Annotated in this window: 23 protein-coding genes; 22 read left to right on the forward strand and 1 reads right to left on the reverse strand. The window is 62.4% G+C overall.

Going from position 1 to position 21,447, the window contains the following annotated elements:
* The first annotated feature begins 4 nt into the window (after positions 1-4).
* The 3 genes from secD to HWQ56_RS05595 all read left to right on the forward strand — a co-directional run bounded on the left by secD (position 5) and on the right by HWQ56_RS05595 (position 3,461).
* On the forward strand, positions 5-1,873 hold the full coding sequence (gene secD, locus HWQ56_RS05585) for a protein translocase subunit SecD (RefSeq protein WP_158154441.1): 1,869 nt from the start codon (positions 5-7) through the stop codon (positions 1,871-1,873).
* A 9-nt stretch (positions 1,874-1,882) separates the two neighbouring features.
* Positions 1,883-2,794, forward strand: coding sequence for a protein translocase subunit SecF (secF, locus tag HWQ56_RS05590; RefSeq protein ID WP_158154442.1), 912 nt, complete (start codon positions 1,883-1,885; stop codon positions 2,792-2,794).
* 121 nt (positions 2,795-2,915) lie between these two features.
* Complete coding sequence (locus HWQ56_RS05595; protein ID WP_158154443.1) at positions 2,916-3,461, forward strand: glycine zipper 2TM domain-containing protein; 546 nt, start codon at positions 2,916-2,918, stop codon at positions 3,459-3,461.
* A 253-nt stretch (positions 3,462-3,714) separates the two neighbouring features.
* Here HWQ56_RS05595 and suhB read toward each other — a convergent pair whose 3' ends face one another.
* Positions 3,715-4,530 carry a type III secretion system regulator SuhB gene (gene suhB, locus HWQ56_RS05600; protein WP_158154444.1) on the reverse strand — a complete coding sequence of 272 codons (816 nt, stop codon included), beginning with the start codon at positions 4,528-4,530 and terminating at the stop codon, positions 3,715-3,717.
* 144 nt (positions 4,531-4,674) lie between these two features.
* On the opposite strand from suhB, the gene trmJ reads away from it, so the two are divergent.
* The 19 genes from trmJ to der all read left to right on the forward strand — a co-directional run bounded on the left by trmJ (position 4,675) and on the right by der (position 21,387).
* Positions 4,675-5,445, forward strand: a complete 771-nt coding sequence (gene trmJ / locus HWQ56_RS05605; protein ID WP_158154445.1) for a tRNA (cytosine(32)/uridine(32)-2'-O)-methyltransferase TrmJ — start codon at positions 4,675-4,677, stop codon at positions 5,443-5,445.
* A gap of 3 nt (positions 5,446-5,448) precedes the next feature.
* Positions 5,449-6,234: a serine O-acetyltransferase gene (gene cysE / locus HWQ56_RS05610; protein ID WP_176569990.1), complete on the forward strand. Its 786-nt coding sequence runs from the start codon at positions 5,449-5,451 to the stop codon at positions 6,232-6,234.
* Between the two features lie 242 nt (positions 6,235-6,476).
* On the forward strand, positions 6,477-6,971 hold the full coding sequence (iscR, locus tag HWQ56_RS05615) for a Fe-S cluster assembly transcriptional regulator IscR (RefSeq protein ID WP_158157832.1): 495 nt from the start codon (positions 6,477-6,479) through the stop codon (positions 6,969-6,971).
* 40 nt (positions 6,972-7,011) lie between these two features.
* Positions 7,012-8,226 carry an IscS subfamily cysteine desulfurase gene (locus tag HWQ56_RS05620; protein WP_158157833.1) on the forward strand — a complete coding sequence of 405 codons (1,215 nt, stop codon included), beginning with the start codon at positions 7,012-7,014 and terminating at the stop codon, positions 8,224-8,226.
* 103 nt (positions 8,227-8,329) lie between these two features.
* On the forward strand, positions 8,330-8,716 hold the full coding sequence (gene iscU / locus HWQ56_RS05625; protein WP_158157834.1) for a Fe-S cluster assembly scaffold IscU: 387 nt from the start codon (positions 8,330-8,332) through the stop codon (positions 8,714-8,716).
* A 31-nt stretch (positions 8,717-8,747) separates the two neighbouring features.
* The gene (gene iscA / locus HWQ56_RS05630; protein WP_158157835.1) at positions 8,748-9,071 is read left to right on the forward strand and encodes an iron-sulfur cluster assembly protein IscA; all 324 of its coding nucleotides are present in this window, start codon (positions 8,748-8,750) and stop codon (positions 9,069-9,071) included.
* Positions 9,072-9,079: 8 nt separating this feature from the next.
* Entirely contained in the window at positions 9,080-9,601 is a 522-nt protein-coding gene (gene hscB, locus HWQ56_RS05635) for a co-chaperone HscB (protein ID WP_158157836.1), read from the forward strand.
* A gap of 41 nt (positions 9,602-9,642) precedes the next feature.
* The gene (gene hscA / locus HWQ56_RS05640) at positions 9,643-11,505 is read left to right on the forward strand and encodes a Fe-S protein assembly chaperone HscA (RefSeq protein WP_176569991.1); all 1,863 of its coding nucleotides are present in this window, start codon (positions 9,643-9,645) and stop codon (positions 11,503-11,505) included.
* 2 nt (positions 11,506-11,507) lie between these two features.
* On the forward strand, positions 11,508-11,849 hold the full coding sequence (gene fdx / locus HWQ56_RS05645) for an ISC system 2Fe-2S type ferredoxin (RefSeq protein WP_176569992.1): 342 nt from the start codon (positions 11,508-11,510) through the stop codon (positions 11,847-11,849).
* A 13-nt stretch (positions 11,850-11,862) separates the two neighbouring features.
* Entirely contained in the window at positions 11,863-12,063 is a 201-nt protein-coding gene (gene iscX / locus HWQ56_RS05650) for a Fe-S cluster assembly protein IscX (RefSeq protein ID WP_158157839.1), read from the forward strand.
* 91 nt (positions 12,064-12,154) lie between these two features.
* Positions 12,155-12,580, forward strand: coding sequence for a nucleoside-diphosphate kinase (gene ndk, locus HWQ56_RS05655; protein WP_043186559.1), 426 nt, complete (start codon positions 12,155-12,157; stop codon positions 12,578-12,580).
* A 28-nt stretch (positions 12,581-12,608) separates the two neighbouring features.
* Positions 12,609-13,757 carry a dual-specificity RNA methyltransferase RlmN gene (gene rlmN / locus HWQ56_RS05660; protein WP_158157840.1) on the forward strand — a complete coding sequence of 383 codons (1,149 nt, stop codon included), beginning with the start codon at positions 12,609-12,611 and terminating at the stop codon, positions 13,755-13,757.
* A gap of 12 nt (positions 13,758-13,769) precedes the next feature.
* The gene (gene pilW, locus HWQ56_RS05665) at positions 13,770-14,528 is read left to right on the forward strand and encodes a type IV pilus biogenesis/stability protein PilW (RefSeq protein ID WP_158157841.1); all 759 of its coding nucleotides are present in this window, start codon (positions 13,770-13,772) and stop codon (positions 14,526-14,528) included.
* Positions 14,528-15,529: a RodZ domain-containing protein gene (locus tag HWQ56_RS05670; protein WP_158157842.1), complete on the forward strand. Its 1,002-nt coding sequence runs from the start codon at positions 14,528-14,530 to the stop codon at positions 15,527-15,529. The genes pilW and HWQ56_RS05670 overlap by 1 nt, the downstream gene beginning before the upstream one ends.
* A 3-nt stretch (positions 15,530-15,532) precedes the next feature.
* Positions 15,533-16,642 carry a flavodoxin-dependent (E)-4-hydroxy-3-methylbut-2-enyl-diphosphate synthase gene (gene ispG, locus HWQ56_RS05675; protein WP_158157843.1) on the forward strand — a complete coding sequence of 370 codons (1,110 nt, stop codon included), beginning with the start codon at positions 15,533-15,535 and terminating at the stop codon, positions 16,640-16,642.
* 23 nt (positions 16,643-16,665) lie between these two features.
* Positions 16,666-17,955, forward strand: coding sequence for a histidine--tRNA ligase (gene hisS, locus HWQ56_RS05680; RefSeq protein ID WP_158157844.1), 1,290 nt, complete (start codon positions 16,666-16,668; stop codon positions 17,953-17,955).
* Positions 17,956-17,995: 40 nt separating this feature from the next.
* Positions 17,996-18,637: a YfgM family protein gene (locus HWQ56_RS05685; protein WP_158157845.1), complete on the forward strand. Its 642-nt coding sequence runs from the start codon at positions 17,996-17,998 to the stop codon at positions 18,635-18,637.
* Positions 18,630-19,781: an outer membrane protein assembly factor BamB gene (gene bamB, locus HWQ56_RS05690; protein ID WP_176569993.1), complete on the forward strand. Its 1,152-nt coding sequence runs from the start codon at positions 18,630-18,632 to the stop codon at positions 19,779-19,781. Before HWQ56_RS05685 ends, bamB begins: the two co-directional genes overlap by 8 nt.
* 142 nt (positions 19,782-19,923) lie before the next feature.
* A complete protein-coding gene (gene der, locus HWQ56_RS05695; protein WP_176569994.1) occupies positions 19,924-21,387 on the forward strand; it encodes a ribosome biogenesis GTPase Der in 1,464 nt (487 codons plus the stop codon).
* Positions 21,388-21,447: the final 60 nt, after the last annotated feature.

The following is a 21,447-nucleotide window of genomic DNA, read 5'->3' on the forward strand; positions in this document are numbered from 1 at the left end:
CGTGATGCTGAACAAATACCCTCTGTGGAAATACCTACTGATCCTGGCGGTGCTGGCGGTCGGTTTTATTTATTCCGCACCCAATCTCTATCCTGATGACGCGGCCATCCAGGTCTCGGGCGCGAGTTCCGCGCTGCAAGTCACCCAGGCTGAACTGGACCGCAGCGCCAAGGCGCTGACCGATGCCGGTATCGAGGTCAAGGCGGCAACGCTGGCCGAGAATGGCAAGGGCGGTTTGTTGCGTCTGGCCAAGCGTGATGACCAGTTGCCTGCCAAGGACGTGGTCCGCAAGGCACTGGGCGACGACTATGTAGTGGCCTTGAACCTGGCTGCCACCACGCCCCAGTGGTTGCGCAACATTGGCGCGCACCCCATGAAACTGGGCCTGGACTTGTCTGGTGGCGTGCACTTCCTGCTGGCCGTGGACATGGACAAGGCCATCGATGCCCGTCTGAAAATCTACGAAGCCGACGTCAAGACCGAGCTGCGCAAGGAAAAGATCCGCTACCGCAGCCTGCCTCAGCAGGCGTCTGCCATTCAGCTGGGCTTCGCCGATGCCGACAGCCTGAGCCAGGCGCAGGCCATCATTCGCAAGGCCTACACCGACTTCGACCTGACCACGTCTACCCGTGGCGAGCTGCAAGTGCTGTCGCTGTCGCTGACCCCGGCCAAGCTGGCCGAGATCCGCGAATACTCGATCAAGCAGAACCTGACCACCGTGCGTAACCGGGTCAACGAGCTGGGCGTGGCCGAGCCGCTGGTACAGCGCCAGGGTGCCAACCGCATCGTGGTCGAGCTGCCAGGCGTGCAGGACACCGCTGAAGCCAAGCGTATCCTGGGCAAGACCGCCAGCCTGGAATTCCGCCTGGGCGCAGGCCCGGATGATTCGCGTGCCACCACCGAAACCTTCGAGTTCCGTGATGGCAGCCGTCCGCCAGCCGCCGTGGAGCGCAGCCTGATCATTACCGGTGACCAGGTCACCGACGCCTCGGCCAGCTTCGACGAACACGGCCAGCCACAAGTGAACATCAAGCTCGATGGTCACGGTGGCGACCTGATGAGCCGTGCTACCCGCACCAACGTCGGCCGTAGCATGGCGGTGCTGTTCATCGAGCAGAAACCGTTCACCCGCTACGAAAAACAGACGGTCGATGGTGTCGAGAAAGACGTGGCCGTGCAGGACTTCTCCGAAGAGAAGAAGATCATCAGCCTGGCGACCATCCAGTCGCCGCTGGGCAGCCAGTTCCGCATCACCGGCCTGAACGGCCAGGGCGAATCCTCGGAACTGGCCCTGCTGCTGCGTGCCGGTGGTCTGGCCGCGCCGATGTACTTCGCTGAAGAGCGCACCATTGGTCCAAGCCTGGGTGCCGACAACATCACCAAGGGTATCCATGCGTCCCTGTGGGGTATGCTGTTCGTCTCGCTGTTCATCATCGCCATCTACCGCTTCTTCGGCATCATCGCCACCGTGGCGCTGGCGTTGAACATGGTGGTGCTGCTGGCCCTGATGTCGGTGCTGGGCGCTACCCTGACCTTGCCGGGTATTGCCGGTATCGTGCTGACCATGGGTATGGCGGTGGACGCCAACGTGCTGATCTTCTCGCGTATTCGCGAGGAAATCGCCGCGGGGATGAGCGTGCAGCGGGCGATCAACGAAGGTTTCGGCCGCGCATTCACCGCGATCGTCGACGCCAACCTGACCACCTTGCTGGTAGGCGGCATTCTTTTCGCCATGGGCACCGGCCCGGTGAAAGGCTTCGCCGTGACCATGTCCCTGGGTATCTTTACCTCGATGTTCACAGCCATCATGGTGACCCGCGCAATGGTCAACCTGATCTACGGCGGTCGTGACTTCAAGAAGTTGTGGATTTAAGGGGCTGCCATGAAACGTACCATCAACTTCATGGGCGTTCGCAATATTGCGTTCGCCTTAACACTGTTCCTGACGGTGCTGGCGCTGTTCAGCTGGTTCCACAAGGGCCTGAACTTCGGCCTGGACTTCACCGGCGGCACGCTGATCGAGCTGAACTACGAGAAGCCTGCCGACCTGACCCAGGTGCGTAGTGAACTGGCTGCCGCCGGTTACCACGAAGCCATCGTGCAGAGCTTCGGTGACACCACCGACCTGCTGGTGCGCATGCCGGGTGACGACCCGAAACTGGGTGCCCAGGTAGCTGACGCCCTGCGCAAGGTGGGCGGCGACAACCCGGCCACGGTCAGCCGCACCGAGTTCGTCGGCCCGCAGGTGGGTGAAGAGCTGCGTGACCAGGGCGGCCTGGGCATGCTCATGGCCCTGGGCGGCGTGTTGATCTACCTGGCGTTCCGCTTCCAGTGGAAGTTCGCGGTAGGCGCCATCGCTTCCCTGGTGCACGACGTGGTCGTGACCATGGGTATCCTGTCGTTCTTCCAGATCACCTTCGACCTGACGGTGCTGGCGGCGGTACTGGCCATCATCGGCTACTCGCTCAACGACACCATCGTGGTGTTCGACCGGGTGCGGGAGAACTTCCGGGTGCTGCGCAAAGCGTCGCTGATCGAGAACATCAACGTCTCGACCACCCAGACCCTGCTGCGTACCCTGGCGACGTCCATCTCGACGTTGCTGGCCATCGCTGCGCTGCTGTTCTTCGGCGGCGACAACCTGTTCGGTTTCTCCATCGCGCTGTTCATCGGCGTGCTGGCGGGTACCTATTCTTCGATCTACATCGCCAACGTGGTGCTGATCTGGCTGAACCTGAACAGCGAAGACCTGATCGCCCCGGTCACCAAGGACAAGGTCGACGATCGCCCATAATGTGATTGGCGTACCGCTACTGCCCTGAAAAGGCGCGAGTTTTGAACTCGCGCCTTTTTTTTTACTCCAAGGCTGGGAGAAGCGCGGACTTTGATCCGCATAAGAAGGTCAGGAGGTTCAAGTGAACAAATCGTTGCTGGTTGGTGCAGTGTTGGGCGCCGTGGCGGTCACCGCCGGTGGTGCTGTCGCGACCTACAGCCTCGTGAAAAGTGGCCCGGAGTATGCCGATGTACTGGCTGTAGAACCCATTAATCAACAGATCAAGACGCCACGCAAAGAGTGCCACGACGTGGCGGTAACCCATCGCCGGGCGGTGCAGGACCAGCACCAGGTCGCCGGTACCGTGCTGGGTGCGGTGGGTGGCGGCTTGCTGGGCCATATGGTTGGCGGCGGCAAGGGCAAGACCCTGGCCACCGTCGCGGGCGCAGTGGGTGGCGGTTACGCCGGTAACAAGGTGCAGGAGCACATGCAGAACGGCGATACCTACACCACCACCGAAAGCCGTTGTACCACGGTCAATGATGTCAGCGACAAGACCGTTGGCTACAACGTGAAGTACGAGCTCAACGGTAAGGTCGCGCAGGTGCGCATGGACCGTGATCCAGGGTCCAAGATCCCGGTGGACAAGCAGGGCCAGTTGGTGCTGAACGACCAGCAGGCGCAGTAAAGTCGCAATCGCGTCAAGGCAGCCAGACGCATGTCTTGGGTTTTCTTGCGCCCTTGAAACCAAGCGCCGCCCGCGCGGCGCTTCCCGGCCAAGGCCGGTCCCACATTTGTTTCGGGCCAGTCATGTCTGTCAGATCACCTGGTCCGCCTTGTTTGTTCACTACAGATCTTTGTAAGGGCCACCCATTTTCCCCACAATCCGTGAGGAAGCAAAAAAAGCACCCGAAGGTGCTTTTTTTGTGGCTGGCGAAAGCTTAGCGCTTTACGGAAGCCGGCAGGTGCGGCTGGATGGCCGTCAGTACTGCCTTGAAGCACTTGATGTTGCCCGCTACCACGTGGCCCTTTTCCAGGAAGTCGTGACCACCGGTGAAGTCGCTCACCAGGCCGCCGGCTTCTTGAATCAGCAGCGCGCCCGCGGCCATGTCCCACTCGCTCAGGCCCGACTCCCAGAAGGCGTCGAAACGGCCGGCGGCGACGTAGGCCAGGTCCAGGCTGGCGGCACCGGCGCGGCGGATGCCGGCGGTCTGGCCTACCAGGCTGCGGAACATGCCCAGGTAGTTGTCCAGGTCGGCCATCTGGTTGTCGCGGAACGGGAACCCGGTACCCAGCAGGGCGCCGTCCAGGCTGGTGCGGCCGCTGACGCGCAGGCGACGGCCGTTCAGTTGGGCGCCACGGCCACGGCTGGCGGTGAATTCTTCCTGGCGAACCGGGTCCAGGACCACGGCGTGCTCCAGGCGGCCGCGGTATTTGCAGGCGATGCTGACGGCAAAGTGCGGGATGCCGCGCAGGAAGTTGGTGGTGCCGTCCAGTGGGTCGATGATCCACTCGTATTCGGCGCCTTCGCCGCTGCCGGCGTGCAGGCCGGTTTCCTCACCACGGATGGTGTGGGTCGGGTAGGCCTTGCGCAGGGCGTCGATGATCTTCTGTTCGGCCGCGCGGTCGACTTCCGAGACGTAATCCTTGGCGTCCTTCTCATCAACCTTGATGGTATCCAGGCGCTCGATGGAGCGGAAAATCAATTCACTGGCGCTGCGGGCGGCGCGCAGCGCGATATTCAGCATGGGCTGCATGGACGTTTCACCTAGGTCGTTAAAGAAAGCCGAACATTCTAGCAGAAAACTTCCCGCGAAGAAGAGGCTCATCACCTTTCGTAGCGTTAGCGGTATCTGTTCGGTAAGATTTCGTTTCTTTCCCCGTGTCTGTGAGCGCTCGCCTTGCTGGAAAATATTCGTGTCGTCCTGGTCAATACCAGCCACCCCGGCAATATCGGTGGGGCCGCGCGCGCCATGAAGAACATGGGCCTGTCGCGGCTGGTGCTGGTCGATCCGCTGGATTTCCCGTCCCACGAGGCCAATGCCCGTGCCTCTGGTGCCGATGATGTGCTGGCCAGTGCCCAGGTGGTGGCCACCCTGGAAGAAGCCCTGGTGGGCACCACCGTGGTGCTGGGCACCAGTGCCCGTGACCGGCGCATCCCCTGGCCCCTGCTGGACCCCCGTGAATGCGGTGCCAAGAGCATCGAGGAGGCTGCCCGGGGCGGCGAGATCGCATTGGTGTTCGGCCGTGAACACGCCGGCCTCACCAATGAAGAGCTGCAGCGATGTCATTTCCACGTGCATATCCCGTCGAACCCTGATTTCAGTTCGCTGAACCTGGGCGCGGCGGTGCAGGTGCTGGCCTATGAAGTGCGCATGGCCTGGCTGGCGGCCGAGGGTCAGGCGTCGAAGACCGAGAAGGTCGAAGTGGCGTCGGTCAAGAGCGCGGAGCTTGCGACCAGCGACGAGATGGAGCGTTTCTATGACCACCTGGAGCAGAGCCTGGTGGACATCGGCTTCCTCGACCCGCAAAGCCCTCGGCACCTGATGGCGCGTTTGCGCCGCCTGTACGGTCGCAGCTCGGTCAACCGGGCGGAAATGAACATATTGCGCGGCATCCTCACGGAGACCCAGAAAGCGGCCCGTGGCGAGCTGCATAAGCGTAAGGATTGAGCCATGTTCGAACGTCTTCGCGAAGACATCCAAAGCGTGTTCCACCGGGACCCTGCGGCCCGTAACGCTTTCGAAGTAGTGACCAGCTACCCCGGCATGCATGCCATCTGGCTGCACCGCGGCGCCCACAAGCTATGGAAGGCCGACTTCAAGTGGCTGGCGCGGATGGTGTCCAACTTCGGGCGCTGGATGACCGGCATCGAAATCCATCCCGGGGCCAGGATCGGTCGACGGTTTTTCATCGACCACGGCATGGGTATCGTCATTGGCGAAACCGCCGAGATCGGCAATGACGTCACGATCTACCAAGGCGTGACGCTGGGTGGCACCAGCTGGAACAAGGGCAAGCGCCACCCCACGCTGGAGGATGGCGTGGTGGTGGGGGCGGGCGCCAAGGTGCTGGGACCGTTCACGGTAGGGGCCGGGGCCAAGATCGGCTCCAACGCTGTGGTCACCAAGGCGGTGCCCGCCGGTGCCACGGCGGTGGGTATTCCCGGGCGCATCATCGTCAAGAGCGATGATGCCGTGGACGCCAAGCGCAAGGCCATGGCCGAGAAAATCGGTTTCGATGCCTATGGCGTGACCGAGGACATGCCAGACCCGGTGGCCCGCGCCATTGGCCAGCTGCTGGACCACCTGCACGCCGTTGACGGGCGCCTGGAGGACATGTGCGGGGCCATGACCCGCATGGGCAGTGACTACTGCGCCAAGGAGCTGCCCCAATTGCGCGACGAAGACTTCGAGTGCGTGAAGGGTGAGGTCGAGGCGCCTGCCGTCGACGTTCGCTAAGCGTTGGGTTGTGCCATTCCGCGCTTCGCCTGGCACTGCGGGGTTTTGTGGTTCCCTGCAGGGCCGGGCAAAGCGCGGGCCCCAGGCGCCACAAATCCCCATCGGCTCAAACCTGTGCTACAGTACGCCGCCCGTTTTGCGGCTAATCCCGACTAAAGTGGTAGGTCTTATAGTTGACTTAAACACTCGGGAATTGCATACTTCATAGCAATCCGCTACTCCCTTTTTTCGTGGTACTCGCCATGCGACTGACAACTAAAGGCCGATACGCCGTGACCGCCATGCTTGACCTGGCGTTGCACGCGCAGCATGGGCCGGTCTCATTGGCCGATATCTCCGAGCGCCAAGGCATCTCCCTGTCGTACCTGGAGCAACTGTTCGCCAAGCTGCGTCGCAGCAACCTGGTGTCCAGTGTTCGCGGGCCGGGTGGTGGCTACCAGCTGTCCCGTGAAATGGACGGCATCCAGGTGGCTCAGGTTATCGATGCAGTCAATGAATCGGTCGACGCAACACGTTGCCAGGGACTGGGCGATTGCCATGCTGGCGACACCTGTCTCACCCACCATTTGTGGTGCGACCTCAGCCAGCAGATCCATGAGTTTTTGAGCGGTATCAGTCTGGCTGACCTTGTCACTCGCCGTGAAGTGCAAGAGGTCGCCCAGCGCCAGGACCTGCGCCGTTGCAACACCACCAAGAGCCAGCGCCTGGACAAGATCGAAACGTCCTTCGTCGAGTGACGCAGTGACCATGGCTAGCCCGCCTGATAGGAGAATTTCAATGAAGTTGCCGATTTACCTCGATTACTCCGCTACCACGCCGGTCGACCCGCGTGTGGCGCAAAAGATGATTGAATGCCTGACCAACGACGGAAACTTCGGCAACCCGGCCTCCCGCTCCCACGTGTTCGGCTGGAAAGCCGAGGAAGCGGTCGAGAATGCCCGTCGCCAAGTGGCCGACCTGGTCAACGCCGACCCGCGTGAAATCGTCTGGACCAGCGGTGCCACCGAGTCCGACAACCTGGCCATCAAGGGTGTCGCGCACTTCTATCACACCAAGGGCAAGCACCTGATCACCTCCAAGATCGAGCACAAGGCTGTCCTGGACACCATGCGCCAGCTGGAGCGTGAAGGCTTCGAGGTCACCTACATCGAGCCCGGCGACGACGGCCTGATCACCCCGGCCATGGTCGAAGCCGCCCTGCGCGACGACACCATCCTGGTCTCGATCATGCACGTGAACAACGAAATCGGCACGGTCAACGACATCGCCGCCATTGGTGAGCTGACCCGCTCGCGCGGTGTGATGTTCCACGTCGACGGCGCCCAGTCCACCGGCAAGGTCGACATCGACCTGAGCAAGCTGAAGGTCGACCTGATGTCGTTCTCGGCCCACAAGACCTACGGCCCGAAAGGTATCGGCGCACTTTACGTCAGCCGCAAGCCTCGCGTTCGCCTGGAAGCCACCATGCACGGCGGTGGTCACGAGCGCGGCATGCGTTCGGGCACCCTGGCTACCCACCAGATCGTCGGCATGGGTGAAGCGTTTGCCATCGCCAAGCAGGAAATGGCCAGCGAGAACGTGCGCATCAAGGCCCTGAGCGACCGCTTCTTCAAGCAGGTCGAGCACCTGGAAGAGCTGTACGTGAACGGCAGCCTGATCGCCCGCGTACCGCACAACCTGAACCTGAGCTTCAACTATGTCGAAGGCGAGTCGCTGATCATGGCGCTCAAGGACCTGGCTGTTTCGTCCGGTTCGGCCTGTACCTCGGCCTCCCTGGAGCCGTCTTACGTGCTGCGCGCCCTGGGCCGCAACGACGAGCTGGCACACAGCTCGATCCGCTTCACCTTCGGCCGTTTCAGCACCGAAGAAGAAATCGACTACGCCGCGCAGAAAGTCTGCGAGGCCGTGACCAAGCTGCGCGCACTGTCGCCGCTGTGGGACATGTACAAAGACGGCGTCGACATCTCGAAGATCGAGTGGGCGGCACACTAAACAAAGAAGCCGCCACCATCCGGATCCTGTAGCGACGTGGCGATAAACGCAGGCGTATCTGCAGGGTCTTCAGAGCGGCCCTGATGAGTGAGGATTGAGAATCATGGCTTACAGCGAAAAGGTCATCGACCACTACGAAAACCCACGTAACGTCGGCAAGATGAATGCCGAAGACCCGGACGTGGGCACCGGCATGGTTGGCGCTCCAGCCTGCGGCGACGTGATGCGCCTGCAGATCAAGGTCAACGAGCAGGGCATCATCGAAGATGCCAAGTTCAAGACCTATGGCTGTGGCTCCGCCATTGCTTCCAGCTCCCTGGCCACCGAGTGGATGAAGGGCAAGTCGCTGGACGAGGCTGTCACCATCAGCAACACCCAGCTGGCTGAAGAGCTGGCTCTGCCGCCGGTGAAAATTCACTGCTCCGTACTCGCCGAAGACGCCATCAAGGCTGCTGTTCGCGACTACAAGCAGAAGAAAGGTTTGCTCTAACAGCACGCATCGCACGATGTAAGGAGTCACGATGGCTATCAGCATGACAGAAGCTGCCGCCCAGCATATTCGCCGTTCCCTGAACGGGCGCGGCAAAGGCGAAGGCATTCGCCTGGGCGTGCGCACCACCGGCTGCTCGGGTCTGGCCTATGTGCTGGAATTCGTCGATTCGCTGGGCGAGGATGACCAGGTGTTCGAGAGTCACGGCGAGAAAGTGATCATCGACCCCAAGAGCCTGTCGTACCTTGACGGCACGGAACTCGATTTCGTCAAGGAAGGGTTGAACGAAGGCTTCAAGTTCAACAACCCCAACGTGCGCGGTGAATGTGGCTGCGGCGAAAGCTTCAACGTTTGAGGCTATCCGTGGGTACTCCTTGTCATTTTGCCTTGTTTGACCTGCAGCCGAGCTTCCGCCTGGACCTCGAGCAGTTGGCCACGCGCTATCGTGAATTGGCGCGCGCCGTGCACCCGGACCGCTTTGCCGATGGCTCCGAGCGCGAGCAGCGCCTGGCGCTCGAGCAGTCCGCGGGCCTCAACGAGGCCTACCAGACCCTCAAGAACGCGCCCAAGCGCGCGCGCTACCTGCTGGCCATCAGTGGCCACGAAGTGCCCCAGGAAGCCACGGTCCACGACCCTGAGTTCCTGATGCAGCAGATGCAGTTGCGCGAAGAGCTTGAAGACCTGCAGGACAGCGCTGACCTTGACGGTGTGGCGCAGTTCAAGCGGCGCGTGAAGGTTGCCCAGGAACAACTGAACGAAAGCTTCGCCAGCTGTTGGGATGACGCGGCGCAACGCGAACAGGCCGAACGCCTGATGCGGCGCATGCAGTTTCTCGACAAGCTCTCCTACGAAGTGCGCCAGTTAGAAGAGCGCCTCGACGATTAACCCAGTGTCGCTACGGCTGCACGCCTGATATTCAGATAAGCATGGCCCTACTGCAGATCGCCGAACCCGGCCAGAGTCCCCAGCCACACCAGCGTCGTCTGGCCGTGGGTATCGACCTTGGCACCACCAATTCGCTGGTCGCTGCCTTGCGCAGTGGTCTGTCCGAGCCACTGGCCGACGAACAGGGTCAGGTTATCCTGCCGTCCGCCGTTCGCTATCACGCCGACCGCGTCGAAGTGGGTGCCGCCGCCAAGGCTGCCGCCGCTACCGACCCGTTCAACACCATCGTTTCGGTCAAGCGCCTGATGGGGCGTGGCCTGGCCGACGTCAAACAGCTGGGCGAGCAGCTGCCTTACCGCTTCGTCGGCGGCGAGTCGCACATGCCGTTCATCGAGACCGTGCAGGGCGCCAAGAGCCCGGTGGAGGTGTCCGCCGACATCCTCAAGGTGCTGCGCGTGCGCGCCGAAGCGGCCCTGGGCGGCGAGCTGGTGGGCGCGGTGATCACCGTGCCGGCCTATTTCGACGACGCCCAGCGCCAGGCCACCAAAGACGCTGCCAAGCTGGCGGGTCTCAATGTGCTGCGCCTGCTCAACGAACCTACCGCAGCCGCTGTCGCCTACGGGCTGGACCAGCATGCCGAAGGCCTGGTGGCCATCTATGACCTGGGTGGCGGCACCTTCGACATTTCCATCCTGCGCCTGACTGGCGGCGTCTTCGAAGTACTGGCTACCGGTGGCGACAGCGCCCTGGGTGGCGACGACTTCGACCATGCCATTGCCAATTGGGTGGTGGAGCAGGCCGGTATTTCCTCCGACCTGGCGCCGGGGGCTCAGCGCCAACTGCTGCAAGTGGCCTGCGATGCCAAGGAAGCCCTGACCGATGCCGACACTGCCGAGCTGGTGTATGGCGACTGGAAAGGCAGCCTGAGCCGCGATGCCTTCAACGCGCTGATCGAGCCCATGGTGGCTCGCAGCCTGAAAGCCTGCCGCCGCGCCGTGCGTGATTCCGGCGTGGAGCTGGAAGAAGTGGGTGCCGTGGTCATGGTTGGCGGTTCTACTCGCGTGCCGCGCGTGCGCGAAGCGGTGGGCGAACTGTTCGGTCGCGAGCCGTTGACGTCCATCGACCCGGACCAGGTGGTGGCCATCGGCGCTGCCATCCAGGCCGATACGCTGGCGGGCAACAAGCGTGACGGCGGCGAGCTGTTGCTGCTGGACGTGATTCCGTTGTCCCTGGGCCTGGAAACCATGGGCGGGCTGATGGAAAAGGTGATCCCGCGCAACACCACCATCCCCGTCGCCCGTGCCCAGGATTTCACTACGTATAAAGACGGCCAGTCGGCCATGATGATTCATGTGCTGCAAGGCGAGCGTGAATTGATCAGTGACTGCCGCTCGCTGGCGCGCTTCGAATTGCGGGGCATTCCGGCCATGGTCGCCGGTGCGGCGAAAATTCGCGTCACCTTCCAGGTGGACGCCGACGGCCTGCTCAGCGTTTCGGCGCGCGAGCTGGGTTCGGGCGTGGAAGCCAGCATTCAGGTCAAGCCGTCCTACGGCCTGACCGACGGCGAAATCGCGCGCATGCTCAAGGACTCGTTCCAGTACGCCGGCGACGACAAGGTGGCGCGCCAGTTGCGCGAGCACCAGGTCGACGCCGAGCGCCTGATCGAAGCCGTGCAGGCCGCCATCGAGGCTGATGGCGACCGTCTGCTGGATGCCGAAGAGCGCCTGGTGATCGAGCTGCAAGTGACCGAACTGCGTGAACTGATGAGCGGTACCGACGGCGCGGCCATCGAGCAGCAGACCAAGCGTCTGTCGCAGGTCACCGACGCCTTCGCGGCCCGCCGCCTCGACTCGACGGTGAAAGCCGCGTTGGCCGGGCGCAACCTGAACGAGATTGAGGAATAACAATGCCGCAGATCATCTTTCTGCCCCACGCAGAACACTGCCCGGACGGCATGGTCGTCGAGGCTGAGCCCGGCAAGACCTTGCTGGAAGTCGCCCACGACAACCACATCGAGATCGAAAGCGCCTGTGGCGGCGTGTGTGCCTGCACCACTTGTCACTGCATCATTCGCGAAGGCTTCGATTCGCTGGAAGAAGCTGACGAGCTGGAAGAAGATTACCTGGACAAGGCCTGGGGGCTGGAGCGCCAGTCGCGCCTGTCGTGCCAGACCATCATCGGTGAGGATGACCTGACGGTCGAGATCCCGAAATATTCGCTCAACCATGCTGCCGAAGCGCCGCACTGATCGGAAAGCTGTCATGACTTACGGTTGGAATGATGTACAGCGTATTGCAGAAGAGCTGGCCGAAGCCAAGCCGGGTGTGAACCCATACTCGGTAAACTTCGTCGAACTGCAGCAATGGATCAAGGAATTGCCTGGTTTTGACAGCACCTCCGGCCGTGTTGGCGAGAAGGTGCTGGAAGCGGTCCAGACCCTCTGGGCCGACGAAATAGACTGATCATCTTTGCAGGTTAGGCATTACCCCAGAACCCGCGTATAATTCGCGGGTTTAATTTTTCGCAACAATCACTGTTTTCTGGAGTTTCACCATGGCTGTTCAACGTACTTTCTCCATCATCAAGCCTGACGCCGTTGCCAAGAACGTAATCGGCGAGATCACCACTCGTTTCGAGAAAGCCGGTCTGCGCGTCGTTGCCTCGAAACTGAAGCAACTGTCCAAGGCCGAAGCTGAAGGCTTCTACGCTGAGCACAGCGCTCGTGGCTTCTTCGGTGAACTGGTTGCCTTCATGACTTCCGGCCCGGTTGTCGTCCAGGTTCTGGAAGGCGAAAACGCCATCGCTCTGAACCGCGAGCTGATGGGCGCCACCAACCCTAAAGAAGCGGCTGCCGGCACCATCCGTGCTGACTTCGCTGAATCCATCGACGCCAACGCTGTCCACGGTTCGGACTCCGAAGCCGCCGCTGCTCGCGAAATCGCATACTTCTTCGCAACTACCGAAGTAACCACTCGCTAAGCCACGGCTGATGAGTGAAGGTGAAACCATGACTGCAATGACTGGCAAGACAAACCTCTTGGGCTTGACCCAACCAGAGATGGAACAGTTCTTCGACTCGATCGGGGAGAAGCGCTTTCGTGCCGGTCAGGTCATGAAGTGGATTCACCATTTTGGCGTCGATGATTTCGATGCCATGACGAACGTCGGCAAGGCCTTGCGCGAAAAGCTCAAGGCCTGTGCCGAAATTCGTGGTCCCGAAGTGGTCAGCGAGGACATCTCCAGCGACGGCACCCGCAAGTGGGTGGTGCGCGTTGAGTCCGGCAGCTGCGTCGAGACCGTCTACATTCCCCAGGGCAAACGCGGCACCTTGTGCGTTTCGTCCCAGGCAGGCTGTGCCCTGGACTGCAGTTTCTGCTCCACCGGCAAGCAAGGCTTCAACAGCAACCTCACCGCCGCCGAAGTCATCGGCCAGGTGTGGATTGCCAACAAATCCTTCGGCAGTGTCCCGGCTACCATCGACCGCGCCATCACCAACGTGGTGATGATGGGCATGGGCGAGCCATTGCTGAACTTCGACAACGTCATCGCCGCCATGCGGCTGATGATGGATGACCTGGGCTATGGCATCTCCAAACGCCGGGTCACCCTGTCCACTTCGGGCGTGGTCCCGATGATCGACGTGCTCGCCGATCACATCGACGTGTCCCTGGCTTTGTCGCTGCACGCGCCCAACGACGCGCTGCGCAACCAGCTGGTGCCGATCAACAAGAAGTACCCGCTCAAGATGCTGCTCGAGTCGTGCCAGCGCTACATGTCCCAACTGGGCGAGAAGCGCGTGCTGACCATCGAGTACACCCTGCTCAAGGACGTCAACGACAAGCTCGAGCACGCCGTCGAAATGGTCGAGCTGCTCAAGAACGTACCCTGCAAGGTCAACCTGATCCCGTTCAACCCGTTCCCGCATTCCGGTTACGAGCGGCCAAGCAACAACGCCATCCGCCGCTTCCAGGACCACCTGCACCAGGCGGGCTTCAACGTGACCGTGCGTACCACCCGTGGCGAAGACATCGACGCCGCCTGTGGCCAATTGGTAGGGCAGGTAATGGACCGTACCCGCCGTAGCGAACGCTATATCGCCGTGCGCCAGTTGGCCGCCGATGCCGATATGCCGCTCAACGCCGAAAACCGGCCCTGAGAGAGGATCTCCATGACCGTGCGCGCCGCGCTGTTGCTATTGCTCTTCAACCTGCTGGTTGGCTGCGTCACCACGGGTAAAGTCAACCCCATGGACACCAGCAAGGGACGCGAAGAGGCGCGCAAGGCCTATGTGCAGTTGGGCATAGGCTACCTGCAGACGGGGCAGGCCGAGCGCGCCAAGGTGCCGCTCAAGCAGGCGCTGGACCTGGACAGTTCCGATGCCGACGCCAACGCTGCCCTGGGCCTGGTGTTCCAGGCCGAGATGGAGCCCAAGCTGGCCGAGCAGTATTTCAGGAAGGCCCTGTCCAGCCGCCCTGGCGATGCGCGCATCCTCAATAACTACGGCGGTTTCCTGTACGAGCAGAAACGTTATCAGGACGCTTACGAAACCTTTGAGAAAGCCGCCGCCGATTCCCTGTATCCTGAGCGCTCGCGGGTATTCGAGAACATGGGCCTCACGGCCCTGGCCATGGGCAACAAGCCCCAGGCCATGCAACTGTTCGACAAGTCGCTGCGCCTGAACCCGGACCAGCCCAAGGCCACGTTCGAAATGGCGCAACTGTCTTACGAAAACAGGCAATATGTGCCGGCGCGCGGTTATTACGAGCGCTTCAGCAAGATGAGCGAACAGGACGCCCGTAGCCTGCTGCTGGGCACGCGCCTGGCGCGCATCTTCCAGGACAAGAACAAGGCCGCCAGTTTCGGCCTGCAACTCAGAAGACTCTATCCCGGTACGCCGGAATATCAGCAATACCTGTCGGAGCAATGATGAAAGCGGCGCATCCCGAAGTTGTAGCAGCGACTCGCGTCAACCCTGGTGAAACCCTGCGCCAGGCCCGCGAAAGCAAAGGCTGGTCGCTGGCTGACGTGGCGGTGAAACTGAACCTGACGGCCACGTCGTTGGGCAACCTGGAAGCGGGCGCCTTCGACAAGCTGCCCGGGCATACCTTCGCCCGTGGTTATATCCGCGCCTACGCCAAACTGCTGGGCATGGACCAGGCGCCCCTGGTGCAAGCGTTCGACCAGGCCACCGGCAGCCATGCCCAGGGCCATGAAGTGCATGCCCTGGGCCGCATCGAAGAGCCCGTACGCCTGTCCCACAACATTCTGCGTGGCGTGAGCCTGCTGTTGCTGGTGGCCGTGGTCGGCGGTGGCTTCTTCTGGTGGCAGGACCAGAATGGCCAGCACGGCAAGGACCAGGCGGGCCTGGCCATGGAGCACGTCGAGGTCGAAAGCGCCGACGGCACCACCCAGATCCACCCCATCGACGAGCCTGAAGACCAGGCCGTGACCGACGCGCAGCAAGCGCCGGCGGCCACCGAGCCGGCCACCGAAGCCACCACCGCGTCGCCGGCCGCCCCGGCGACAGCCGCGGTTCAGCCGGCCGCGCCTACCGTGGCCCCGGCACCCGTGGTCACCGCCCCGGCTCCGGCCCAGGCGGCGCCAAGCGCGCCGGTCGCCGCCGTGCACCAGCCCGCTGCCCCTGTGGCCGCGCCGGCTGCCACCCCGGTGGCCCCGCCGGCCGCAGGCGAAGGCCAGTTGCACGTGCAATTCAGCGCCGATTGCTGGACCCAGGTCACCGATGGCAACGGCAAAGTGCTGCTCAGCGCCCTCAAGCGCAAGGGCGACACCCTCGAACTCAACGGCAAGCCGCCTTTCGCGGTGCGCCTGGGCTACGCCCGTGGTGCCCAGGTCAGCTACAACGGCCAGCCTGTTGATGTTGCACCTTTCACCTCTGGCGAGACTGCTCGCATGAAAGTGGGACAATAGATCATGCACGGCGAATCCCCGATCAAGCGTCGCGAATCCCGTAAAATCTGGGTTGGCAATGTGCCCGTGGGTGGTGACGCGCCCATTGCGGTGCAGAGCATGACCAACACCGACACCAACGACGTGGCCGCCACCGTGGCGCAGATCAAGCGCCTGGAAGAAGCCGGCGCCGACATCGTGCGCGTCTCGGTGCCGGACATGGATGCTGCCGAAGCCTTCGGCAAGATCAAGCTGCAGACCAACGTGCCGCTGGTGGCCGACATCCATTTCGACTACCGCATCGCCTTGCGCGTGGCCGAGCTGGGCGTTGACTGCCTGCGCATCAACCCGGGCAACATCGGCCGTGAAGACCGTGTGCGCGCCGTGGTCGATGCTGCCCGCGACCGTGGTATCCCGATCCGTATCGGCGTCAACGCGGGCTCCCTGGAAAAGGACCTGCAGAAGAAATACGGCGAGCCAACCCCCGAAGCCCTGGTGGAATCGGCGCTGCGCCACGTGGAGCACCTGGACCGCCTGAACTTCCCCGACTTCAAGGTCAGCGTGAAGGCCTCCGACGTGTTCATGGCCGTCGCCGCCTACCGCCTGCTGGCCACCCAGATCGTGCAGCCGCTGCACCTGGGCATCACCGAAGCCGGTGGTTTGCGCTCCGGCACAGTGAAATCCGCCGTGGGCCTAGGTATGCTGCTGGCCGATGGCATCGGCGACACCATCCGTATCTCGCTGGCGGCCGACCCGGTGGAAGAGGTCAAGGTCGGTTACGACATCCTCAAGTCCCTGCGCCTGCGTTCGCGTGGCATCAACTTCATCGCCTGCCCGAGCTGCTCGCGGCAGAACTTCGATGTGGTCAAGACCATGAACGAACTGGAAGGGCGCCTGGAAGACCTGCTGGTGCCGCTGGACGTGGCGGTGATCGGTTGCGTGGTCAACGGCCCTGGCGAAGCCAAGGAAGCCCATGTGGGCCTTACCGGTGGCACGCCGAACCTGATCTACATCGACGGCAAGCCGGCGCAGAAGCTGACCAACGACAACCTGGTGCAAGAGCTCGAGAAGCTGATTCGCCAGAAGGCGGCCGAGAAGGTCGAAGCCGACGCGGCGCTGATCGCCCGCGGCTGACAGAAGAATACTAAGGATTACTCGTGAGTAAGACGCTGCAAGCCATCCGTGGCATGAACGACATCCTGCCCGAGCAGACGCCCCTGTGGCGCTATTTCGAAGGCACCGTGGCAGGGCTGCTGGACACCTACGGCTACCGGCAGATCCGCATGCCGATCGTCGAGTTCACCGACCTGTTCAAGCGCTCCATCGGCGAAGTCACCGACATCGTCGAGAAAGAGATGTACACCTTCGAGGACCGCAACGGCGACTCGCTGACCCTGCGCCCCGAAGGCACCGCGGCCTGCGTGCGCGCCGTGCTGGAGCATGGCATCACCGGCGGTGGCCAGGTACAGAAGCTGTGGTACGTGGGCCCGATGTTCCGCCACGAGCGCCCGCAGAAAGGCCGCTATCGCCAGTTCCACCAGATCGGCTGCGAAGTGTTCAACCTCGACGGCCCGGACATCGATGCCGAACTGATCGTGCTGACCTGGCGCCTGTGGGGTGCCCTGGGTATTCGTGACGCGGTGAAACTGGAGCTCAACAGCCTGGGTACCAGCGAAGCCCGTGGCCGCTATCGCGAAGCGCTGGTGGCGTTCCTGACCGAGCATCTGGACCAGATCGACGAAGACAGCCAGCGTCGCCTGAAGACCAACCCGCTGCGCGTGCTGGACACCAAGCACCCTGAAACCCAGGCGGTGCTGGTGAACGCACCGAAGCTGGCCGATTACCTGGACGAAGAGTCGCGCGTGCACTTCGAGGGCCTCAAGGCTCGCCTGGACGCCGCCGGCATTCCCTACGTGATCAACCCCAAGCTGGTGCGTGGCCTGGACTACTACAGCAAGACCGTATTCGAGTGGGTCACCGACAAGCTCGGCGCCCAGGGCACCGTGTGCGCCGGTGGCCGCTACGACGGCCTGGTCGAGCAGATGGGCGGCAAGCCGACCCCGGGCGTAGGTTTCGCCATGGGCATCGAGCGCCTGATCCTGCTGCTCGAAACCCTGGAGCAGGTACCCGAGTCCATTGCCCGTACCGTCGATGTCTACCTGTGCGCCTTTGGCGAGCAGGCGGAACTGGCCGGCCTGGCCTTGACCGAGCGCCTGCGCGATGCATTGCCGCAGCTGCGCATTCAGGTCAACGCCGGCGCTGGCAGCTTCAAGAGCCAGTTCAAGAAGGCGGACAAGAGCGGCGCGCTCTACGCCTTGATCCTGGGGGACGACGAACTGGCGCAACAAGTGGTAGGTTTCAAACCCCTGCGTGGCCAGGGCGAACAACAAAACATTGCCTGGGATGCTCTGGGTGAGCATCTGGCGACTTGCGTCGTGCAGGGTTGAGGCAGGCTTCAGGCCGAATTTGCGAAATAGGAGTATTGGGGTGTCGAGTACCGAAGATGAACAACTCGCCGAGTTGAAGGACTTTTGGCAGCGTAACGGCAAGCCTCTGGTCACCGGCGTCCTGCTGGCCCTGGTCGTGGTGTTTGGCTGGCAGGCCTGGCACAAATACCAGGCCAACCAGTCGCAAGGCGCGTCCAGCCTGTATCAGCAACTGCTGGAAACCGCGCTGAACCCGACCGGCAAGCCGGACACCGCCCAGGTCGCTGACCTGGCCAACAAGCTCAAGACCGAGTACGGCAACAGCGAATACGCCCAGTACGGCAGCCTGTTCGTGGCCAAGGTGGCCGTGGACAACGGCAAGCTGGACGACGCCGCCACCGAGCTCAAGGCCGTGGTCGACAAGCCCAAGGACGCCATGCTGGGTGAAATCGCCCGTCAGCGCCTGGCGCAGGTACTGGCCGCGCAGAACAAGGCCGATGACGCCCTGAAACTGCTGGAAGGCGATGCCGACAAGGCATTCCTGGCCAGCCGCGAAGAGCTCAAGGGTGACCTGCTGGTGCAGCTGGGCCGTACCGATGACGCTTACGCGGCCTATCAGAAAGCCAAGGCAGCCCTGTCCGACGAGGCAGCGGTAGGTGGCTTGCAAATCAAACTCGACGACCTGGCGAAAAAAGATGCGTGACGTGATCCGTTGGAAACATGCAGCATTGCTGGCGCTGGCCATTCTGGCCGCGGGTTGCAGCAGTAACAGCAAAAAGGAATTGCCTCCTGCCGAGTTGACCGACTTCAAACCGGAAGTCGCGTTGCACAAGGAATGGAGTCGCTCGGTCGGTGACGGCCAGGGCGAGACTTACAACATGCTGGTTCCAGCGATCGAAAACGACAGCATCTTCGCCGCTGACGTCACCGGCGTGGTCATGGACCTCAACCGCCTCAATGGCGACGTGATCTGGAAGAAAGACCTGAACACGTCGGTGTCCGGCGCGGTCGGTGTCGGCTACGGCCTGGTCATGCTGGGTACCATCAGCGGTGACGTGATCGCCCTGGACGCCACCAACGGTGAAGTGAAGTGGCGCGCCAAGGTCAACAGCGAAGTGCTGGCACCGCCAGCCAACAACGGTGACGTCGTGGTCGTGCAAACCCAGGACGACCGCCTGGTTGGCCTGGACGCCGCCACCGGCACCCAGCGCTGGATCTACGACAGCACCCCGGCGGTACTGACCCTGCGCGGCACCAGTGCCCCGCTGGTCACCAACCACCTGGCCATCGCTGGTCTGTCGACCGGCAAGGTCGTGGCCGTGGACATCAGCAATGGTGTGCCGGTGTGGGAACAGCGCGTAGCCGTGCCGCAAGGCCGTTCCGAGCTTGAGCGTGTGGTTGACATCGACGGCGGCCTGCTGCTGTCCGGTGGTACCCTGTACGTCTCCAGCTACCAGGGCCGCATGGCCGGCCTGGACCTGGAAAGCGGCCGTGTGCTGTGGCAGCGTGATGCGTCCAGCTACGCCGGCGTGGCCCAGGGCTTTGGCAGCGTGTACGTGGCCCAGGCCAACGGCACTGTCGAAGGCGTGGACGAGCGCACCACCACCGCGTTGTGGAGCAACGACAAACTGGCCCGCCGCCAATTGTCGGCACCGGAAGTGTTCTCCAGCTACGTGGCCGTGGGTGACTTCGAAGGTTACCTGCACCTGCTCAGCCAGGTTGACGGCCGCTTCGTTGGCCGTGAGAAAATCGATGGTGACGGCCTGCGTGCCCGTCCGCTGGTCGCCGGCAACATGATTTACGTGTACGGCAACAGCGGCAAGCTCGAAGCCCTGACCATCAAGTAAGGCTTTGACTATGCTGGAGGTCATGTGGCCTCCAGCGGCCCCGCCCAAGTGGGGCCAGCGGCATGCGTGCATGCCGTCCCGAACTCCGGCCGCTGCCTGCAGCGGCCTTTGTATTTTCTGAAATAACGCAGTGGAGAGCCTAATGGTTCCCGTAATCGCCCTGGTGGGCCGACCGAACGTCGGCAAGTCCACCATGTTCAACCGCCTGACCAAAAGCCGCGACGCCATCGTTGGCGACCTGTCTGGTCTTACCCGTGATCGCCAATACGGAGAGGCGCGCTGGCAAGGGCGTTCCTACATCCTGATCGACACCGGTGGTATTTCCGGTGACGAACACGGCATGGACGAAAAAATGGCCGAGCAGTCGCTGCTGGCCATCGAAGAAGCCGATGTCGTGCTGTTCCTGGTCGATGCCCGCGCCGGTTTCACCGCCGCCGACCAGATGATTGCCGAGCACTTGCGCAAGCGTAACAAGCGCTCGATCCTGGTGGCCAACAAGATCGACAACATCGATCCGGAAATGGCCCGCGCCGAATTCGCCCCGCTGGGCATGGGCCACGCCATTGGTGTCGCCGGTGCGCAGGGTCGTGGCGTCAATACCTTGCTGGAAGCCGCCCTGGGCGAATTCCCGCGTGATATTGAAGAGGAAGACCTGGCCGAAGGTGTCGCCGAAGGCGAAGAGCAGGTGCGCATCCCTGGCCCGAGCGAGAAGGATGGCATCAAGATCGCCATCATCGGCCGCCCGAACGTGGGCAAGTCGACCCTGGTCAACCGCATGCTCGGTGAAGAGCGGGTCATCGTCTACGATCAGCCTGGCACCACCCGCGACAGTATCTACATCCCGTTCGAGCGCAACGGCGAGAAGTACACCTTCATCGACACCGCCGGTGTGCGCAAGCGCGGCAAGATCCATGAAGAAGTCGAGAAGTTCTCGGTGGTCAAGACGCTGCAGGCCATCAAGGATGCCAACGTCGTGATCTTCGTCATGGACGCCCGCGAAGGCGTGGTGGACCACGACCTGAACCTGCTGGGCTTCGCCCTTGAGTCGGGCCGTGCCATCGTCATCGCCCTGAACAAGTGGGACGGCATGCAGCCGAGCGAGCGCGACTACGTGAAGACCGAGCTGGAACGTCGGTTGTTCTTCGTCGACTTCGCCGACATCCACTTCATTTCGGCGCTGCACGGCACCGGCGTGGGCAACCTGTACGGTTCGGTGCAGGCCTCGTTCAAGTCGGCGATCACTCGCTGGCCGACCAGCCGCCTGACCCAGATCCTCGAAGACGCGGTGCAAGAGCACCAGCCGCCGATGGTCAACAGCCGCCGCATCAAGCTGCGCTATGCCCACCTGGGTGGTGCCAACCCGCCGCTGATCGTGATCCACGGCAACCAGGTGGAGAAGGTGCCGAACTCCTACGTTCGTTACCTGGAAAACACCTACCGCCGTGTGCTCAAGCTGGTCGGCACACCGATCCGCATCGAGTTCAAGGGCAGTGACAACCCGTACGAAGGCAACAAGAACACGCTCACCGACCGCCAGGTCAACAAGAAGCGCCGCCTGATGTCGCACCACAAGAAAGCCGAGAAAAAGCGCCGCGACAAGCGCTGACTTCGGTTTCGCAATACCCTGTGGGATCGGGCGAGGCTCGGTCCCACACTGGTATCTGCG

It is taken from the genome of Pseudomonas eucalypticola, from assembly GCF_013374995.1.
Classification (GTDB): Bacteria; Pseudomonadota; Gammaproteobacteria; order Pseudomonadales; family Pseudomonadaceae; genus Aquipseudomonas; species Aquipseudomonas eucalypticola.

What these genes read in the sequence shown, in the direction of transcription:
- suhB (WP_158154444.1), bottom strand. Translation starts at nt 4,530, where the DNA reads ATGCAGCCCATGCTGAATATCGCGCTGCGCGCCGCCCGCAGCGCCAGT.
- ispG (WP_158157843.1), top strand. Translation starts at nt 15,533, where the DNA reads ATGCACGGCGAATCCCCGATCAAGCGTCGCGAATCCCGTAAAATCTGG.
- iscX (WP_158157839.1), top strand. Translation starts at nt 11,863, where the DNA reads ATGACTTACGGTTGGAATGATGTACAGCGTATTGCAGAAGAGCTGGCC.
- HWQ56_RS05620 (WP_158157833.1), top strand. Translation starts at nt 7,012, where the DNA reads ATGAAGTTGCCGATTTACCTCGATTACTCCGCTACCACGCCGGTCGAC.
- pilW (WP_158157841.1), top strand. Translation starts at nt 13,770, where the DNA reads ATGACCGTGCGCGCCGCGCTGTTGCTATTGCTCTTCAACCTGCTGGTT.
- secF (WP_158154442.1), top strand. Translation starts at nt 1,883, where the DNA reads ATGAAACGTACCATCAACTTCATGGGCGTTCGCAATATTGCGTTCGCC.
- rlmN (WP_158157840.1), top strand. Translation starts at nt 12,609, where the DNA reads ATGACTGCAATGACTGGCAAGACAAACCTCTTGGGCTTGACCCAACCA.
- der (WP_176569994.1), top strand. Translation starts at nt 19,924, where the DNA reads ATGGTTCCCGTAATCGCCCTGGTGGGCCGACCGAACGTCGGCAAGTCC.
- ndk (WP_043186559.1), top strand. Translation starts at nt 12,155, where the DNA reads ATGGCTGTTCAACGTACTTTCTCCATCATCAAGCCTGACGCCGTTGCC.
- bamB (WP_176569993.1), top strand. Translation starts at nt 18,630, where the DNA reads ATGCGTGACGTGATCCGTTGGAAACATGCAGCATTGCTGGCGCTGGCC.
- iscR (WP_158157832.1), top strand. Translation starts at nt 6,477, where the DNA reads ATGCGACTGACAACTAAAGGCCGATACGCCGTGACCGCCATGCTTGAC.
- cysE (WP_176569990.1), top strand. Translation starts at nt 5,449, where the DNA reads ATGTTCGAACGTCTTCGCGAAGACATCCAAAGCGTGTTCCACCGGGAC.
- iscA (WP_158157835.1), top strand. Translation starts at nt 8,748, where the DNA reads ATGGCTATCAGCATGACAGAAGCTGCCGCCCAGCATATTCGCCGTTCC.
- HWQ56_RS05670 (WP_158157842.1), top strand. Translation starts at nt 14,528, where the DNA reads ATGAAAGCGGCGCATCCCGAAGTTGTAGCAGCGACTCGCGTCAACCCT.
- iscU (WP_158157834.1), top strand. Translation starts at nt 8,330, where the DNA reads ATGGCTTACAGCGAAAAGGTCATCGACCACTACGAAAACCCACGTAAC.
- hscA (WP_176569991.1), top strand. Translation starts at nt 9,643, where the DNA reads ATGGCCCTACTGCAGATCGCCGAACCCGGCCAGAGTCCCCAGCCACAC.
- secD (WP_158154441.1), top strand. Translation starts at nt 5, where the DNA reads ATGCTGAACAAATACCCTCTGTGGAAATACCTACTGATCCTGGCGGTG.
- fdx (WP_176569992.1), top strand. Translation starts at nt 11,508, where the DNA reads ATGCCGCAGATCATCTTTCTGCCCCACGCAGAACACTGCCCGGACGGC.